16 protein-coding genes are annotated in these 16,276 nt (G+C 69.6%); 7 read left to right on the forward strand and 9 right to left on the reverse strand.

Annotation, left to right across the window (positions count from 1 at the left end; genetic code table 11):
- Positions 1-31 precede the first annotated feature (31 nt).
- The 6 genes from FB390_RS15480 to FB390_RS15505 are packed head-to-tail and all read right to left on the reverse strand — an operon-like array spanning position 32 to position 5,891.
- On the reverse strand, positions 32-829 hold the full coding sequence (locus FB390_RS15480) for an ABC transporter permease (RefSeq protein WP_141809577.1): 798 nt from the start codon (positions 827-829) through the stop codon (positions 32-34).
- Positions 830-831: 2 nt separating this feature from the next.
- On the reverse strand, positions 832-1,728 hold the full coding sequence (locus FB390_RS15485) for a 2-aminoethylphosphonate ABC transporter permease subunit (RefSeq protein WP_141809578.1): 897 nt from the start codon (positions 1,726-1,728) through the stop codon (positions 832-834).
- Entirely contained in the window at positions 1,725-2,945 is a 1,221-nt protein-coding gene (locus FB390_RS15490) for an ABC transporter ATP-binding protein (protein WP_141809579.1), read from the reverse strand. The genes FB390_RS15485 and FB390_RS15490 overlap by 4 nt, the downstream gene beginning before the upstream one ends.
- 1 nt (position 2,946) lies before the next feature.
- On the reverse strand, positions 2,947-4,014 hold the full coding sequence (locus FB390_RS15495; protein ID WP_185757043.1) for a 2-aminoethylphosphonate ABC transporter substrate-binding protein: 1,068 nt from the start codon (positions 4,012-4,014) through the stop codon (positions 2,947-2,949).
- Positions 4,015-4,063: 49 nt separating this feature from the next.
- Entirely contained in the window at positions 4,064-4,753 is a 690-nt protein-coding gene (locus FB390_RS15500; protein WP_141809580.1) for a phosphonatase-like hydrolase, read from the reverse strand.
- Positions 4,754-4,763: 10 nt separating this feature from the next.
- On the reverse strand, positions 4,764-5,891 hold the full coding sequence (locus FB390_RS15505; protein WP_141811797.1) for a TIGR03364 family FAD-dependent oxidoreductase: 1,128 nt from the start codon (positions 5,889-5,891) through the stop codon (positions 4,764-4,766).
- A gap of 98 nt (positions 5,892-5,989) precedes the next feature.
- Here FB390_RS15505 and FB390_RS15510 point away from each other — a divergent pair, with 98 nt between their 5' ends.
- Positions 5,990-6,757: a GntR family transcriptional regulator gene (locus FB390_RS15510; protein ID WP_141809581.1), complete on the forward strand. Its 768-nt coding sequence runs from the start codon at positions 5,990-5,992 to the stop codon at positions 6,755-6,757.
- Between the two features lie 4 nt (positions 6,758-6,761).
- Here FB390_RS15510 and FB390_RS15515 read toward each other — a convergent pair whose 3' ends face one another.
- Positions 6,762-7,772: an LLM class flavin-dependent oxidoreductase gene (locus tag FB390_RS15515; protein WP_141809582.1), complete on the reverse strand. Its 1,011-nt coding sequence runs from the start codon at positions 7,770-7,772 to the stop codon at positions 6,762-6,764.
- Positions 7,773-7,886: 114 nt separating this feature from the next.
- Between FB390_RS15515 and map the strand changes: the two genes are divergently transcribed.
- Together map and FB390_RS15525 are read left to right on the forward strand one after the other, a co-directional pair.
- On the forward strand, positions 7,887-8,750 hold the full coding sequence (gene map, locus FB390_RS15520) for a type I methionyl aminopeptidase (protein ID WP_141809583.1): 864 nt from the start codon (positions 7,887-7,889) through the stop codon (positions 8,748-8,750).
- A gap of 43 nt (positions 8,751-8,793) precedes the next feature.
- On the forward strand, positions 8,794-10,359 hold the full coding sequence (locus FB390_RS15525; RefSeq protein ID WP_141809584.1) for a cobyric acid synthase: 1,566 nt from the start codon (positions 8,794-8,796) through the stop codon (positions 10,357-10,359).
- 30 nt (positions 10,360-10,389) lie between these two features.
- Here FB390_RS15525 and FB390_RS15530 read toward each other — a convergent pair whose 3' ends face one another.
- Positions 10,390-11,088: an LppP/LprE family lipoprotein gene (locus FB390_RS15530; RefSeq protein WP_185757044.1), complete on the reverse strand. Its 699-nt coding sequence runs from the start codon at positions 11,086-11,088 to the stop codon at positions 10,390-10,392.
- Between the two features lie 109 nt (positions 11,089-11,197).
- On the opposite strand from FB390_RS15530, the gene FB390_RS15535 reads away from it, so the two are divergent.
- The 3 genes from FB390_RS15535 to FB390_RS15545 all read left to right on the forward strand — a co-directional run bounded on the left by FB390_RS15535 (position 11,198) and on the right by FB390_RS15545 (position 13,421).
- Positions 11,198-12,430 (forward strand): serine hydrolase, encoded by a 1,233-nt coding sequence (locus tag FB390_RS15535; RefSeq protein ID WP_141809586.1) that lies wholly within the window; start codon positions 11,198-11,200, stop codon positions 12,428-12,430.
- A gap of 95 nt (positions 12,431-12,525) precedes the next feature.
- Positions 12,526-12,801 (forward strand): PIN domain-containing protein, encoded by a 276-nt coding sequence (locus tag FB390_RS15540; protein ID WP_141809587.1) that lies wholly within the window; start codon positions 12,526-12,528, stop codon positions 12,799-12,801.
- 56 nt (positions 12,802-12,857) lie between these two features.
- On the forward strand, positions 12,858-13,421 hold the full coding sequence (locus tag FB390_RS15545) for an alpha/beta hydrolase (RefSeq protein ID WP_141809588.1): 564 nt from the start codon (positions 12,858-12,860) through the stop codon (positions 13,419-13,421).
- Here FB390_RS15545 and FB390_RS15550 read toward each other — a convergent pair.
- Positions 13,401-14,465, reverse strand: coding sequence for an alpha/beta hydrolase (locus tag FB390_RS15550; protein WP_141809589.1), 1,065 nt, complete (start codon positions 14,463-14,465; stop codon positions 13,401-13,403). The two genes, FB390_RS15545 and FB390_RS15550, sit on opposite strands and share 21 nt — an antisense overlap.
- Before the next feature lie 297 nt (positions 14,466-14,762).
- Here FB390_RS15550 and mqo point away from each other — a divergent pair, with 297 nt between their 5' ends.
- Positions 14,763-16,271: a malate dehydrogenase (quinone) gene (gene mqo / locus FB390_RS15555; protein WP_141809590.1), complete on the forward strand. Its 1,509-nt coding sequence runs from the start codon at positions 14,763-14,765 to the stop codon at positions 16,269-16,271.
- Positions 16,272-16,276: the final 5 nt, after the last annotated feature.

Genomic DNA, 16,276 nt, shown 5'->3' on the forward strand with positions numbered 1-16,276 from the left:
CGATGCCAGACGCCTTCGCGGTGCCCCGCACTCACCGCAGGGCCGCGCGTCCTCGGACCTTGCCGAGCAGTACCAGCGCCACCAGCGTGACCACCGCCAATACCGTCGTCCCCGCCGCCGCGTCGAACACGTCCCCTCGATCGGTCTGCCCGAAAATGGTGACCGGCAGGGTGCGCCAAGTGGCGGGATAAACCATGATGGTCGCACCCAATTCGCCCATCGACAGCGCGATCGCCAGTCCCGCCGCCGCGCCCAGCGCGGGCAGCAGGAGCGGAAGAGTCACCTGACACAGCACCCGGACAGGCCCGGCCCCAAGGGATTCGGCGGCCTGCCGATAATCCGGGTCGAGGCGGTCGAGCGCGGCCGACACCGCGCTGAACGCGTAGGCCAGCACCAGCACCGCGTGCGCCACGATGACGATCCACTTGGAACCGCCCAGCAGCAACGGCCGCTCGTTGAACGCGATCAGCACGCCGAGGCCGATGGCGACCGACGGCACCGCCACCGGCAGGTGGAACACGGCGTCGGTGAGTCTGCGACACCACGTCGGCGCCTCGCGCGCGGCGAGCGCGGCCCACGTGCCGACGATCAAGGCGAAGGCTCCGGCCAGCAGCGCGGTCTGCAAGCTCACCGAGAGGCTCGCCGCCTCCTCACCCGACAGCGCCTGCCGGAAGTTGGCGAGGCCGAGATCCGAAGGGAGCGGACCGGTCCAGCTACCGGCCAGCGCCGCGGCGACGACGGTCGCGATCGGCGCGACGAACACGATCGTGACGACCAGACCGAACACCGTCAGCAGCACCGCCCGGCCGGTTCGGCTCCACACCAGCATGGTCACTGTCCTTTCCGCGCCGTGACGCGCGCGAAGACGAATCGGTAGGCGGCGTACAGCGTCAGCGAGAGCGCTACCTGCACCGAAGCCAGCACCGCCGCGCCCGGCAGGTCGAAGGTGACGATGCCGCGGGTGTAGATCAGCGCGGGCAGCGTCAGCACGCCTTTGGCGCCGGTGAACAGCACGATGCCGAACTCGTTGAGCGTCAACAAGAGCACGAGGCTGCCGCCCGCCGCCATGGCGGGCCAGGCCTCCGGGAGGACGACTTGGCGCAGCACCCGCCACGGTGAAGCGCCGAGACTGGCCGCCACGTCGAGCTGTTCGCGCGGCAGCCGGGCGAACGCGGCGAGCAGCGGACGTACCACGAAGGGCGTGAAGAAGGTGATCTCGGCGGCGATCACGCCGAGCGGGGTGTCGAGGAAGTTCAGCAGGGGAGTGTCGCGGCCGGTGATCTCGGCGATCAGCGCGTTGACCGCGCCCGCGGTGCCGTAGAGGAAGGTGAACGCGAGCGTCACGAGGAACGACGGCAGCGTGAGCACGGTGTCGATCAGCCTGCCGACCACCGCCGAACCAGGAAACGGTACGAACGCCAGCACGATGGCGAGGAACGCGCCGAGCATCAGGCACCCCGCGGTCGAGGCGAACGCGATGGAAACGGTGCGCCACAGCGCGTTCCGGAACGATTCCGAACCCAGCACCGAGGACCACACCTCGGTCCCGCGCCCGTCCGAGGTGACCGTCGACTCGGTGAGCACCCGCAGGATCGGATATCCGGCGACCAGGAGAACCAGGAGCACCGGCGGCAGCGTCCACAGCACCGCGCGCCACCGCCGCCTGGCGGCGTCCGGTGCCGGTGGTTCGACGCTGTCCACCGGACGTTCGAGCAGCACCGCGCTCATGCCGATACGTCCGTCGCGTGGTCGTTCGGTGCGACGGTGGACGATTCGGCGCCGACCGGGCGGGGGATGAGCACACCCGCCGGATCGGGAAACCGCGCGCCGACCGCGGAGCCCGGGGCGGCCACGAAGTGGCCCGACACGTCGACCGCGATCGGATCGGGCAATCCCTCCACATCGACCTCGAGCCGCGTCGACGCCCCGCGCCACACACTCGACACCACCGTGCCGCGCAGCGCGTTGCGATCGGACAACTCGCCGATCGTCACGGTATGCGGCCGAATACACAGCAGCGCAGCCGAATCCGGGTCCAACGCGAGTCTGCCGACGCCGGGCTCCGGCGCTCGGGCGCGCAGCGTGTGCGACCCAGCGGTGACCAGCGCCGTGCCGCCGGAAACGCGATTCACCGTGCACGGCACGAGATTCGCCCCGCCGAGGAACGCGGCGGTGAAATCGCTGGGCGGCCGCTGCCAAAGATTCTCGGCGGTGTCCACGTCGACCAGGCGGGCGTCGCGCATGACCGCGATCCGGTCGGCGAGTGCCAGCGCCTCGGCCTGATCGTGGGTGACGTACAGCATCGCGGTGTCCGGCAACGCTTCCCGTAACTGCCGCAACTCACCCAGCATCGTCTGGCGCAGCTGGGCGTCGAGCGCCGCGAGCGGCTCGTCGAGCAGCAACACCTTGGGCCGGATGGCGAGCGCCCTGGCGATGGCCACGCGCTGCTGCTGCCCGCCGGACAGCTCGCGCGGCAGCCGCTTGCCGTACTCGGCCATGCCGACCATGGTCAGCGCCTCGGTCACCCGCTCCGCGATGACGTCGCGCGGCACGCGATGCGCTTTCAGCCCGAAGGCCACATTGCCGTGCACGGTCATGTGCGGGAACAGCGCGTAGGACTGCACCACCACGCCGATGCCGCGCTTGGCCGGTGACAGATTCGTGACGTCGCGCCCGGCCAGCCGGACCGCGCCCGAGGTCGGCCGGACGAACCCGGCCAGCGCCTTGAGCGCGGTCGACTTGCCCGAGCCGCTGGGTCCGAGCAGCGCGACGGTCTCGCCCGCGGCGACGCGCAAGGTGAAATCGGCCAGTGCGACGGTGGACTTGCGGCCGGTTCCGTACCGGACGCCGACCCGGTCGAACACGATGGCGGGTTCGCTGTCGGCTTCGTGGCGGACAGTCGTTGTGGCGGTGGACGTTTCGGTGAGCGTGTCGCCGGGGGTCATGTCAGCCTCCGATGGCCTTCTCGTACGCGGCTACGTCGTCGTTCAGGTCGGCGAGGACCTTCGTCCAGTCCGGGCGCACGATCTGTACGCCCTGCAACAGCGCGGCCGGGCTCGGTCCGGAGCCGATGGCGGGGGCGTAGGCCAGATCGGTGCGGGCCGAGACGGCGAACGCGTCCGGGCCGAGCGTCTGCTGCACTTCCTTGCTGAGCAGGTAGTCCATCAACTTCTTGGCGGCCTCCGCGTGCGGGGCGCCCTTCGCAAGACCCATGAAGTAGGGCAGCGCGACGGTGTGCTTGGCGCCGTCGGCCGAGGCCGGGAAGAAGATGCCGAACTTCGAGCCCTTCGAGGTGATCGATTCCATGTTCATCTGGATGTCGCCGTTGGCGATCAGCAGCTCGCCCTTGTCGACCTTCGGTTGCAGCTTGCCGGTGGACGCCGACGGGCCGACATTGTTGACCTGCAACCGCTTCAAGTACTCCAGCGCGCCGTCCTTGCCGCGCAACTGTTGCAGCAGGATCAGCACGGCGGTGCCGTCACCGGCCTGTCCCGGCGTCGAATACTGGAGTTTGCCTTTGTATTCCGGCTTCAGCAGGTCGTCCCAGGTGAGCTTCGAAGCGTCGACGGAGCTGTTGGCGATGAAGTTCAGGTAGTTGCCCGCCAGGCTGACGAACCTGCCGTTCGGGTCCTTCTCCGTGGCGGGGTAGGCCGAGGTGTCGATGCCCAGCGGCTGCAAAAGCCCTGCGGCGTCGGCTTTCTGGATGAACGGCGGCAGCGTGACCACCACGTCGGCCTGCGGGTTGGACTGCTCCTTCTCGAGGCGGTTGACCACCTCGCCGGAGCCCGCCGCGACGACGTTCACCGCGATGCCGGTCTCGGAGCGGAACTTCTCGAAATGGGTCTGGTACCAGGCGTCGAGGCCGTCGGCGGAGTAGACGGTGACCGTCTGCCCGTCGGAGCCGCCGGAACCCGTGCCGCCGCAGGCCGCGGTCAGGGCGACCGCGGTGGCGGTGACGACCAGCAGGGCGGTCCTGGACAGGACGCGGGACAGGCGCGTGGGGGAAGTACGCACGGTGAGAGCAACTTTCGCTTGGTGGTGTCGATGGTCGAAGGGACGGGACTCAGGTGTGCTCGGCGCGGATCAGTTCGGCGAATTCGACGACCGAGGGCAGCACGTGGGTGGCGCCCGCGGCACGCAGCCGCCGTTCGTCGTGCGCGCCGGTCAACGCGCCCGCGACGATGCGCGCGCCCGCGGACCGGCCGGTGGCGATGTCGCTGGTGGTGTCGCCGAGCACAGCGACACGGTCGACGGCATCGACACGCAGGCTCAGCAGCGCGGTGAGCACCATGTCGGGGTAGGGGCGGCCGCGACCGGCGTCGGAAGGCGCGAGGGTCAGATCGGCGATGTCCCGCCAGCCCAGCGCGTCGAGCAGCCGGTCCTGGGTGCTCCGGCTGAAGCCGGTGGTCAGCGCGACCCGCACACCGGCGTCACGGAGCGTCGAGATCGCCTCGGCCGCACCGGGTATGGGTGCGATGTCGACCTCGCCGATCAGGGCGTCGTAGTGGTCCTCGAAGGCGCGGTTGGCGGTCTGCGCGCGTTCCTCGTCGCCGAGCAGCGCACGGAACACGGCGATCTTGGACTGTCCCATGGTGTCCAGCACGTAGCGGCGGGCCTGTTCGCGCCGCGGCCCTTCGGTTTCCATGCCCGCGGCCGTCGCCGCCGCTTCGAAGGCGCGCAGCACCAGGCCGCCGTCGGCGACGGTGGTTCCCGCCATGTCGAGCACCGCAAGCTGAATGGTGTTGTCCGGCATCGTGTCTCCTTCAGAGGCCGAGCAGATCGGCGGTTTCCTCGCCGAGGGCGGGGCCGAGGGTCATGCCGCGGCCGCCGGGGCCGGTGATCACCCAGACGTGCTGGTCGGCCTCGGCTCGGGTGACGATCGCGGCGGGGTCGACGTTCTGGCTGTACACCCCGGCCCACCGACGCACGATCGGCGGCAGCTTGCGGCCGAGCAGTTCCTCGGTGACGGAGGTGAGGTGCTCGTAGGGCGCCTCGTCCACGTCGAAGGCGAACGGCTCGGTGTATTCGTGGGTGTCGCCGATCGTGAGTCCGCCGTGCAGGCGCTGCACACACAGCAGCTGCATCCGGTGCTCGGCCGCGGTGGCGGTCTGGGACTGCTCGCGTTCGAGCGCGTCCACCTCCGGGCCCGCGAAGCCGGGGTAGTAGCGGAAGCTGTCGCCGTCGGCGACGGCGGTGGTCAGCGGCTCGCCGAGCGGCGCCGTCTGCATCATCTGGAGCCGGACCCGGCGCACGGGGATCGCGCCGACCAGTTCCCTGGTCAGCCCGGTGTGCGCGGCGCCGGGGCAGACCAGCACCAGGTCGGCGGTGAAGGCGCGGCCTTGGTCATCGAGAACTGTTGCGCCGGAGCCGGTGTCGGTGACGGATCGGGCTTCGGTACCGGCGTGGAACGAATAGCGTTCGGAGGCCGCGAGATAGGCGCGCAGCGCGGGCAGCGCCTGCCGCGACTCCACGGCGGCGTCGGTCGAGCAGTGCAGTCCGGCCAGATACTTGCCGCGCAGCGCGGGGTTGATCGCGCGCACCCGCTCCGGCTCGAGCAGTTCGAATCCGCGAGCCTCGGCGCTGTCGCTCGCCGCCGCCGCGCTCGCCACCGCCAGTTCCTCGGGGGTGCGCACCAGCGTGATGGACCCGGCCGGCCGGAAACCGACGCCGGGGACCTTGCCGCCGAGCTCCTCCCAGAGCTCGCGCGACCGCAAGGTCAGGTCGAGCTCCGTCGCCGACCGCCCGGACACCCACACCAGCCCGAAGTTGCGCACCGTCGCGCCACGCGCCTCGGGCTCGCGCTCCAGCTGTACGACCTCGTGTCCGCGGCGGACCGCGGCAAGGGCGTGGGCGGTGCCGAGAATTCCACCTCCGATGATGACCACTCGCATGGGTCCCATGGTGGGCAATGGTCTAGACCGATGGGTATTGCCCGTGCGAACGCTGGGTTAACAATTGGTATAGACCAATTGCGGGTAGGCTGTCGGGCATGGAAGCAACGGAGGTGACGCGCGGTCGGCGCGGCGAGACATCCGGCGCGAGCACCGAATTGGTCCTTCCGGAGCGCTTGCCGAAGTCGTATCGGGTGCGCACCGAACTGGAGGGGATGATCGACGAGCTGGCCGAGGGTGATCCGGTGCCCTCGGAGCGCGAACTCGCCGTGCGATTCGAGGTCGCCAGGGAAACCGTCCGGCAGGCGCTTCGAGACCTCTTGGTGGAAGGGCGGATTCGGCGGCAGGGGCGCGGAACGGTGGTCTCCCGGCCGAAGATGGTGCAGCCGCTGTCGCTGCGTTCCTATACCGAAGGCGCGCTGAGTCTGGGCCGGGTGCCTGGACGCATCCTGGTCACCTGGGAGGACGTCCCCGCCGACGCCGACACCGCGGGCGATCTCGGGCTGACCCCGGGCACGTCGGTCATGCACCTGGAGCGAGTACTGCTCGCCGACGGCGAGCGCATCGGATTGGAGAGCACCTTCCTTCCGCTGTCGCGTTTCGCCGGACTCCGCGACAGCTACGACCCCACCACCTCCCTCTACGCGGCCGTGCGCGCCTCGGGCGTGGAATTCGGCGCAGCCACCGAACGCATCGAGACGGTGCTCGCGTCCCCGCGCGAGGCCGCCCTGCTCGAATGCACGACGGCGCTGCCGCTCCTGCTGCTGCACCGGCGCAGCGTCGACGACGACGGCGCGCCCATCGAACGAGTACGCGCCCTCTACCGCGGCGACCGAATCGCTTTCGAAGCCCGGCTGTCGAAGTAGCCGGTCAGCGGAGTTGGGGCGCCACCTTCTCGCCGAGTAGTTCGATGGTGCGCAGCACCTTCTCGTGGGGCAGCGTGCCGACGCTGGTGTGCAGCATGAATCGGTCGAGGCCGAGGGTGTCGCGGACGCCGGCGATCTTCTCGGCGACGTAGTCCGGCGTTCCGACGAACAGCGAGCCGCTCTGCGAACGCAGCGCGTCGAACTGCGCGCGTGTCATCGGACCCCAGCCGCGCTCGCGGCCGATGGTGCTCATGGCCAGCGCGTACGGCTGATAGAAGTCGGCGACGGCCGCTTCGTCGGTGTCGGCCACGTAACCGTGCGCGTGCACCGCCACCGGCTGCCGCTCGTGGCCGCCCTCGGCCAGCGCCCGGTGATACAGATCGACCAGCGGCTGGAAGCGCGCGGGCTGGCCGCCGATGATCGCGATGGCCAGCGGCAGGCCGAGCAGCCCGGCGCGGATCACCGATTCCGGACTGCCACCAACCGCGATCCACACCGGAAGCGGCCGGTCCTCGGTGCGCGGATAGACCACCGCGTCGCGTAGCGGGGCGCGGAACTTCCCGGACCAGGTGACGGGCGCGTCCTCGCGCAGGCGCAACAGCAGCGCCAGCTTCTCCTCGAACAGCTCGTCGTAATCGGCCAGGTCGTAGCCGAACAGCGGGAACGACTCGGTGAACGAGCCGCGGCCCGCCATCAACTCGGCGCGCCCGCCCGACAGGCCGTCCAGCGTCGCGAAGTCCTGGTACACGCGGACCGGGTCGTCGGAGCTGAGCACGGTGACCGCGCTGGTCAGCTGGATGCGCTCGGTGCGCGCCGCGATCGCCGCGAGCACGACCGCGGGCGACGATGCGGCGAAGTCCTTGCGGTGGTGCTCGCCGACGCCGTACACGTCCAGGCCGGCGCGCTCGGTCGTCACCGCCTCCTCGACCACCTCGCGCAGCCGCTGTGCGGCGCTCGGCGCGGGCCGGTCGCCCGCCGGATACAGCTCGGCGAACGTCGTCAGTCCCAGTTCCACAGCTCTAGTCCTCTTCCTGAGTAGTTGCCCAGATAAACGGACTGCGGTCCGGTCCTATTCCGTCCCGGCGCGGGCGGACGGGTGCCGCCGACGGGGTGCGGATAGTCTTGTCCCATGTCCGTGCGTACCCGTAAGCCCCTCGTTCCCGGCACGCTCTCGCCCACCCGGGAGGTGCCGCGCTCCATCGAGCGACCGGAGTACGCCTGGAAGAAGACCGTCAACGAGGGGCGCGAGCCCTGGGTGCAGACGCCGGAGACCATCGAGAAGATGCGCGTCGCGGGCAAGATCGCGGCGCAGGCGCTCGAGGAGGCCGGTAAGGCGGTGGCGCCCGGCGTCACCACCGACGAACTGGACCGTATCGCCCACGAATTCCTCTGCGACCACGGCGCGTATCCGTCGACGCTGGGCTACAAGGGATTTCCGAAGTCCTGCTGCACCTCGCTGAACGAGGTGATCTGCCACGGCATTCCGGACTCCACCGTGATCGAGGACGGCGACATCGTCAACATCGACGTCACCGCCTACATCGACGGCGTGCACGGCGACACCAACAAGACCTTCCTCGCCGGTGACGTCGACGAGGAGGTCCGGCTGCTGGTGGAACGGACCGAGGAGGCCACCATGCGGGCCATCAAGGCGGTTCGTCCGGGCCGGGCGCTCAACGTGATCGGGCGCGTCATCGAGTCCTACGCCAACCGGTTCGGCTACGGCGTGGTGCGTGACTTCACCGGCCACGGCGTCGGCCCCACCTTCCACAGCGGCCTGGTGATCCTGCACTACGACCAGCCCGCCGTGGAGTCGATCATCGAGCCGGGCATGACCTTCACCATCGAGCCGATGATCAACCTCGGCGGCATCGACTACGAAATCTGGGACGACGGCTGGACCGTGGTCACCAAGGATCGCAAGTGGACCGCGCAGTTCGAGCACACCCTGGTCGTCACCGAGACCGGCGCGGAAATCCTCACCCTGCCGTGAGCGTCCGGCGCGGCCCTGCTCTCCTCGGCCGGGAGCGGACGCGATGAAGGGCGCGCTGCTCGTCGCGGGCACCACCTCCGACGCCGGGAAAAGCGTTGTGGTGGCGGGGATCTGCCGCATGCTGGCCAGGAAGGGCGTGCGGGTGGCGCCGTTCAAGGCGCAGAACATGTCCAACAACTCGGTCGTCACGCTGGACGGCGGCGAGATCGGACGCGCGCAGGCGTTGCAGGCGCAGGCCTGCGGCCTGGAGCCGAGCGTGCGGTTCAACCCCGTGCTGTTGAAACCGGGCAGTGATCGTCGCTCGCAGCTCGTGGTGCGCGGCAAGGCCGTCGGAACCGTCGGCGCGGCCGACTATTTCCGGCACCGGCAGGATTTGCGCGCGGTCGTCGCGGCCGAACTCGACGCACTGCGAGCCGAATTCGACGTGGTGATCTGCGAGGGCGCGGGATCGCCCGCCGAGATCAACCTGCGCGCCACCGATCTGGCGAACATGGGGCTGGCCGAGGCGGCGGGGCTGCCGGTGCTCGTCGTCGGCGACATCGATCGCGGCGGGGTGCTCGCGCACCTGTTCGGCACGCTGGCCGTCCTGGAACCCGAGGATCAGCGGCTCATCGCGGGTTTCGTGATCAACAAGTTTCGCGGTGACGTCGAGTTGCTGCGGCCGGGCTTGGATCGGCTCACCGAGCTGACCGGGCGGCCAACCCTCGGTGTCGTCCCGTTCGACGAAGATCTGTGGATCGACGCCGAGGACTCGCTCGGCACCGTCGCCGACGCACCGGTCGGTCGTCCGGCCGCACCCGCGGGAACGGAATGGCTGACGGTCGCCGCCGTCCGGCTGCCCCGCATCTCCAACTCCACCGACGTCGAGGCGCTGGCCTGCGAACCCGGCGTCGCGGTGCGCTGGGTGCGCGATCCCTCCCGACTGGCCGACGCCGACCTGGTGGTGTTGCCCGGCAGCAAGTCGACGGTGTCGGACCTGGACTGGTTGCGCCGCAGCGGGATCGCCGCAGCCCTGCTCGAGCGCGCCGCGGCCGGGCGGCCCATTCTCGGCATCTGCGGCGGTTACCAGATGCTCGGCCGCCGCATCGTCGACGACGTCGAATCGGCGGCGGGCACGGTCGACGGACTGGGCTTGCTGGACTTGGACGTCGAGTTCGCCGAGCCGAAGGTGCTGCGTTGCACCGAAGGTCGCGGCAGCGCGAACTCCATGACGTCCACCGAAGGTATTCCGTTGCACGGCTACGAGATCCACCACGGCCGCGTGACGCGCAGCGGCGATCCGGCGTGGCTCGTGGCCGCCGGGGAACCTGAGGGCAGTGTTCGTGGCGCGATCTGGGGAACGCATCTGCACGGGCTCATGGAATCCGACGACTTCCGCCGCGCTTGGCTGCGCGAGGTCGCCGACCGGGCGGGCCGCACGGGTTTCGTTGCCGCCGAAGCGACTTCGGTCGCCGCCGTGCGGACCGCCCAACTGGATCTGCTCGCGGATCTGATGGAGAACCATCTGGACACGAACCTGCTCGAGAAGCTGATCACCTCGGGCGCCCCAGCGGGCATGCCCACGCTTCGTTCGGGTCTCGTCGTGCCGGACGTGGATTCCCCGCGCTAGTCCCGGCGCAGGCGGAACTCCGCTCGGCCGCTACCGGTGCGGCTGGGTGACCTCCTTCGGCAGGGGATCGCTCATGGCGACACCCGAACCGGTCCACGTGTAGGTGATCGTGACCGGACCGCCCTGCGGTGCGGCGAACGGCTCGTCGGCCACCAGCCACTTGTACTGGACGCTGACCGAGTTGCCGTTCGAGCCAGCCACGTGCGTGAACGCGTAGGGCTCGGAAGTCGCCGTGCCCAAGTACTTTCCGTCGTGGAAGAACATCACGTGGATCGGCGCGCCCGCCGAATTTCCGCCTACGGCTCGCACCCACAGCAACTGCCCGCAGCTACCCGGCTGGTCGGTCGATACCTGCGTGGCAACCCAGCCTTCGCCCAGTCCGGCCAGCGCGGTGCGCACGCCCGCCGAGGCGGGGTCGACGCAGCGTCCGGGGCCGCTGATGTCGTCGGTCGGCGCGGGCGTGGTGACGACAGGGGTGGACGGGTCGGGCTGCTGCGGCGCTTGTGTCGCGGCGGGTGGTGGGTTCGTCCCTGGCTCGGACGTGGCCGCTCCGCCGGGCGCCTGCGGACTCGGCGCCGCGGGCGCGGTCGTTCCGCCGGGCGTGGACGCGGCCCCCACCGTCGTCCGCTGTGTACTCGGCGTGGATTGCCCCGAGTCGTCGCTGCTACAGCCTGCGGCCAGTGCGGCCGCGGCGGCTATCAGCGCGGCCATGCGAACCATGTGGTTCATCGTCCCCTCGATTCTGTCGAGACCGTGCCATCGCACGCTCTCCTGTTCCATCGCTGGGCCCTATCGGCACGTTAGGCAGAGGAAATCGGGGCATCGTTAGGCTGACAGAGTGAATGTGCCTGCTGGCTTGTTGGTGACGGTCGCCGCGGATCTGGAGTCGGTGACGACGACCGGCCCGGAAGACGATCCGGCCGATGCCGGGGTGAGCCGCGCCGCGATCGATGCCGTGTGGGAGTCGGTGCGCGCGTGGTACCGGTTGGGGACCACACCGGCGATTCAGGTGTGCCTGCGGCGCGACGGGAAGATCCTGCTGAACCGGGCGATCGGGCACGGGTGGGGCAACGGTCCGGGGGATGGGCCGGACGTGCCGCGGGTGCTCGCGACGCCGGATCTGCCGTTCTGCGGTTTCTCCACCGCCAAGGGCGTCTCGGCGGCGCTGATGGCGATGCTGGCCGAGCAGGGCGCGTTCGCGCTGAACGACCCGGTGTGCGAATACATTCCGGAATTCGCCGCCAACGGCAAGGAGCGCATCACGATCGGCGACGTGCTGTCGCATTCGGCGGGCGTGCCGTTCGTGACCGCGCCGTACCGGGGCTACCAACTGGTGGTCGACGAGGAGCTGGCGGTGCGGGCGCTCGCCGATCTCCGGCCCAGCTGGCCGCCTGGTCGTTTCCGCGTCTACCACGCGCTTACCAGCGGTTTGATCCAGCGGCTTCTGGTCCAGCGGGCAACGGGAAAGCGGATGCGGGAACACTTGCACGAGCAGGTGCTCGCACCGCTCGGCTTCCGCTGGACCAACTTCGGCGTGCGGCCCGAGGAGGTCGACCAGGTGGTGCCGAGCGTGCCGGTCGGTCCCGGTCCGTCGCGGGTGTGGAAGTTCTTGGCGCGCAAGGCGCTCGGCGGCGGCATGGGCGGTGCCGTGAACGACGAGGCGACCCGCGCTTTCCTCACCGCGGAACTGCCGTCCGGCAATCTGGTCACCACCGCCTACGAACTGTCCCGCTTCTACGAAATCCTCGCGCGCGGAGGAGAACTGGACGGTGTCCGGATCATGCGACCGGAGACCCTGCGTGCGGCGGTGCGCCCGGCGAGCCGGATACCGGGGGCGGCGGGCCGGGTCAGCGTAGCGGGCTACGAGCTCGGCGGCAGCCGTTCGAAGTTCGGCCGCCACACCGAAACCCATTTCGGCCGCAGCGGACTCACCACGCAGTACGGCTGGGCCGACCCCGCCCGCGGCCTCTCCGGCGCCATCCTCACCAGCGGCAAGGCGACCGGCGACACCAACCGCCCCTGGCAACTGGTCGCCCAGATCTCGGCGGCGGTCCCTCGCCACGAGCCCTGATCCGGTCCGCCCGCTACCTCGCCCAGGACGATCCCGACCAGTCCGAGCGGGCCGGTCAGGTCATCGAGGGGCTGAGCAAGAACCGCCCCGGCTACGTGACGATGCTCGTGCTCACCGAGATCCACCGGGTGCTGCGCCGCCGGTACGGGCTGGACGCCGAGACCGTCACCGAGATCATGCTGGGCCTGCTCACCTCCGAGATCGTGGTCGAGCGGGCCGACACCGTGCGGCAGGCCCTGCGGCGCTGCGCCGAGGGAGCCGACTTCGAGGACGCGCTCGTGGAGCAGTTGGGGCGGGAGGCGGGCTGCGATCTCACCGTGACCCTGAACCCGACGGCCGCGACCACCACCGGGATGCGCTTGTTGGTGTGACCCGGTCGTCCGGACACGCCGTCGGAGCGGGTAGCGGCGGTGTAGCGTACTCGGACATGGAGTCTCGGCGGATCACGGTCGGTGACCGGGCCTGGACCGTGCGGGTCGACGGCCCGGAAACACGGCACACGGTATTGCTCTTGCCCGATGCGGGCGATCCGTTGGACGTGTACGACCAGGTCGCCGCGCGGCTGCACACTTCCGACCTGCGCACCCTCGTCGTCGAGTCCGTCGAAGGGCTCGATCCCGCGGCGGTGCACGCCATTCTCGACCAGCTGAACGTCCCCTACGCGCATGTCGCCGGGCGCGGCGCGGGCGCGACGGTGGCCTGGCAGACCTGTTCGGGCCCGTTCGGACGTTTCATCAGCCTGGTGGTGGCCGATCGCGGCCATCCCGCGGCCGCCGGAGCCGACGGTGTCGTCGTCGACCCCGGCTGCCGCCCGCTGGAGCTTCCGGTGACCGTGCTCGTCACCAAGCGGTTGCCGCGCACGGTCGCCGATGCCTCGGGGCGCTTCGTCTACGGCGAGTTCCGCGTGGTGCAGGTCGACGTAGACAACGTGGCCACCGAGGCCGACCACGAACTGGCCACCGAGATCGTGCTACGCACCAGCCTCTGGTGACTCGGCCTTGCGCCGGTACACCGCCAGCCAGTCCAGCCAGCTGTCCATCTCCTCGAACGCCTTGGCGCGCGGCTCGGCCGAGGAGAGGAACACGTCGTGGCGGGCGTTCTCGATCGGCACGATGTTGGTGCGATCGCCGAGGCAGCCGGACCAGCGCTGAATCTGCTTCACGTCGAGCACGGTGTCGGCCACGTCGGCGGCCGGGCCGTACTTGCGCATGAACTTGGTCAACCGGGAGCGCAGGATGAGTGCCGGGACCCCGATGTTCAGGCCCTGGTGCAGCCGGAAGTGGCCGCGGCGGATCGCGCGCAGCCAGCCGAAGCGCACCGGCGCACCGGCCAGCGGCTTCCAGTCCAGGTTGTAGTCCCACTCGCCAGAGGCGCTCTTGTGCAGGCTGTCGCCGTAGGTGCTGATCGAGCCGCCCGGCATCTCCAGCATCGCGCGGAACCGGCCGAGGGCGCCGATGATCGGCGTGCCGATGGTCCGGTAGTACGACGGGCCCTGTAGGTCGAACCAGGGGCTGTTCAGCACCAGCCCGACGATGCCCGAGGCGGCGACGCCCGCGGTCCGGTTGAGCCGGTCCAGCCACAGCGGCACGATCAGGCCACCGGTGGAGTGCGCGACCAGCAGCACCTGCTCGCCGGCCTCCTCCTTGACGATGCGCAGCGCCTCGTTCAGCTCCTCGTCGTAGAAGGCGAGATCGGTGACGTAGTGCGGGCTCTGCCCGTCGCGCAGCGAACGGCCGCACTTGCGCAGGTCGAGCGCGTAGAAGCGGTGACCGCGCGCGGCGAAATGCTCGGCGAGGTGCTGCTGGAAGAAGTAGTCGGTGAAGCCGTGCACGTAGATCACGGCGCACTCGGTGGCGGCCGCGCCGGAATCCGGGAGATAGCGCACGAGGGTTGCCGAGATGTCGCCCTCACCGTCCGGGTCCGGGCCCAGCGGGATCGACCGCTGCTCGTACCCCGCTCCCAAGACATCCGGCCGCCACTTGCTCCCCGTCTGCTCCGTGATCTCGGACACGTCTAGCGAGGTTTCGTTCGTCACGAGACCCAATGTAGGCGAGGTCCGGCCCGGAATGAAGATCGCTCACGACCTGGAAGGAGGGAGGAATCTACGTCACATTCGCCGGGTTCGTTGCCGGAATGCGATCCCTCGAGGTGCACAATTGGCGATAGGTGAACGGCGGGTAACCTTATCGACCGCCGAGTCACGCCAGGCTCGCAACAATTGCAATGCGCCCCGTCGCAACAACCACATAGCGCCCGTGCCCAGGCAAACCACCGTGCCGGTGGCCGCGCCAGAAGTGACAAGGAAGTCGATCTACCCGTGCCGAACGCTGCCATGACTGAAAAGACCGATGTAGTTCTCATCGGTGCCGGGATCATGAGTGCCACTCTCGGCGCGCTGCTTCGTCAGCTGCAGCCGGAGTGGTCGATTTCGTTGTTCGAGCGGTTGGACGCCGCGGCGGCGGAGAGCAGCGATCCGTGGAACAACGCGGGCACCGGACACTCGGCGCTGTGCGAGCTGAACTACAGCCCGCAGAACGCCGACGGCTCGGTCGACGTGACCAAGGCCATCGACATCAACGAGCGCTTCCAGGTCTCGCGCCAGTTCTGGGCCTACGCGGTGGAGAACGGGGTGCTCGGCGACCCGTCCCGCTTCATCAACCCGATCCCGCACGTCAGTTTCGTGCACGGCGCCGCCGACGTGCAGTACCTGCGCAAGCGCTACGAGGCGCTGGCTCCGCACCCGCTGTTCGAGGGCATGGAGTACATCGACAGCCCCGACGAGTTCTCGCGGAGGCTCCCGCTGATGGCCAAGGGCCGCGACTTCTCCGATCCGATCGCGCTGAACTGGACCGACGGCGGCACCGACATCGACTTCGGTTCGCTCACCAAGGAGCTGCTCGCCTACCTCGGCGCGACCGGCGCGAACCTGGCCTTCGGCCACGAGGTGCTCGACCTGAGCAAGCAGTCCGACGGCAGCTGGAAGGTCCGGGTCCGCAACCTGCGCACCCGCCGGACCCGCACTGTCGAGGCCAAGTTCGTCTTCGTCGGCGCGGGCGGCGGCGCGCTGCCGCTGCTGCAGAAGTCCGGCATCAAGGAGATCAAGGGCTTCGCGGGCTTCCCGGTCAGCGGACAGTTCCTGCGCTGCACCAACCCGGCCCTGATCGACAAGCACGAGGCCAAGGTGTACGGCAAGGCCGCGGTCGGCGCCCCGCCGATGTCCGTGCCGCACTTGGACACTCGCGTCATCAACGGCAAGCCGGGCCTGCTGTTCGGTCCGTACGCGGGCTGGACCCCGAAGTTCCTCAAGGACGGCAGCAACACCGACCTGTTCAAGTCCATCCGCCCCGGTAACCTCGCGCCCATGCTCGGCGTCGGCCTGACCGAGATGTCGCTGGTCAAGTACCTGGTCTCGGAGCTGCTCAAGTCGCAGTCCGGCAAGGTCTACACCATGGAGGAGTTCATCCCGCGCGCCGACGGCCGCGACTGGGAACTCATCACCGCGGGTCAGCGCGTGCAGATCATCCGCCGCAAGGGCATCGGCGGCGTGCTCGAGCTCGGCACCGCCGTCATCGCCGCCCAGGACGGCTCCATCGCGGGCCTGCTCGGCGCCTCGCCGGGCGCGTCCACCTGCGTCACCGCCATGCTCGACGTCCTGCAGCGCTGCTTCCCGCGCGAGTACGCCGACTGGACCCCGCGCTTGCGCCAGATGATCCCGTCGCTCGGCGTGAAGCTCTCGGAGGACAAGGCCCTGTTCCACGAGGTGTGGGACTGGACCAACAAGGCGCTGAACCTCACCAACGCGAACACGCCGAAGCATGCAGGGGTCGCGCTGACGCCGTAGGTGTG

It is taken from the genome of Nocardia bhagyanarayanae, from assembly GCF_006716565.1.
Taxonomy (GTDB): domain Bacteria; phylum Actinomycetota; class Actinomycetes; order Mycobacteriales; family Mycobacteriaceae; genus Nocardia; species Nocardia bhagyanarayanae.

Excerpts from the sequence above, each read along its gene's own strand:
- FB390_RS15500 (WP_141809580.1), bottom strand. The coding sequence starts at position 4,753 with ATGCCGGACAACACCATTCAGCTTGCGGTGCTCGACATGGCGGGAACC.
- FB390_RS15545 (WP_141809588.1), top strand. The coding sequence starts at position 12,858 with ATGGAGTCTCGGCGGATCACGGTCGGTGACCGGGCCTGGACCGTGCGG.
- FB390_RS15530 (WP_185757044.1), bottom strand. The coding sequence starts at position 11,088 with ATGAACCACATGGTTCGCATGGCCGCGCTGATAGCCGCCGCGGCCGCA.
- FB390_RS15525 (WP_141809584.1), top strand. The coding sequence starts at position 8,794 with ATGAAGGGCGCGCTGCTCGTCGCGGGCACCACCTCCGACGCCGGGAAA.
- FB390_RS15505 (WP_141811797.1), bottom strand. The coding sequence starts at position 5,891 with ATGCGAGTGGTCATCATCGGAGGTGGAATTCTCGGCACCGCCCACGCC.
- mqo (WP_141809590.1), top strand. The coding sequence starts at position 14,763 with ATGACTGAAAAGACCGATGTAGTTCTCATCGGTGCCGGGATCATGAGT.
- FB390_RS15485 (WP_141809578.1), bottom strand. The coding sequence starts at position 1,728 with ATGAGCGCGGTGCTGCTCGAACGTCCGGTGGACAGCGTCGAACCACCG.
- FB390_RS15480 (WP_141809577.1), bottom strand. The coding sequence starts at position 829 with ATGCTGGTGTGGAGCCGAACCGGCCGGGCGGTGCTGCTGACGGTGTTC.
- map (WP_141809583.1), top strand. The coding sequence starts at position 7,887 with ATGTCCGTGCGTACCCGTAAGCCCCTCGTTCCCGGCACGCTCTCGCCC.
- FB390_RS15490 (WP_141809579.1), bottom strand. The coding sequence starts at position 2,945 with ATGACCCCCGGCGACACGCTCACCGAAACGTCCACCGCCACAACGACT.
- FB390_RS15510 (WP_141809581.1), top strand. The coding sequence starts at position 5,990 with ATGGAAGCAACGGAGGTGACGCGCGGTCGGCGCGGCGAGACATCCGGC.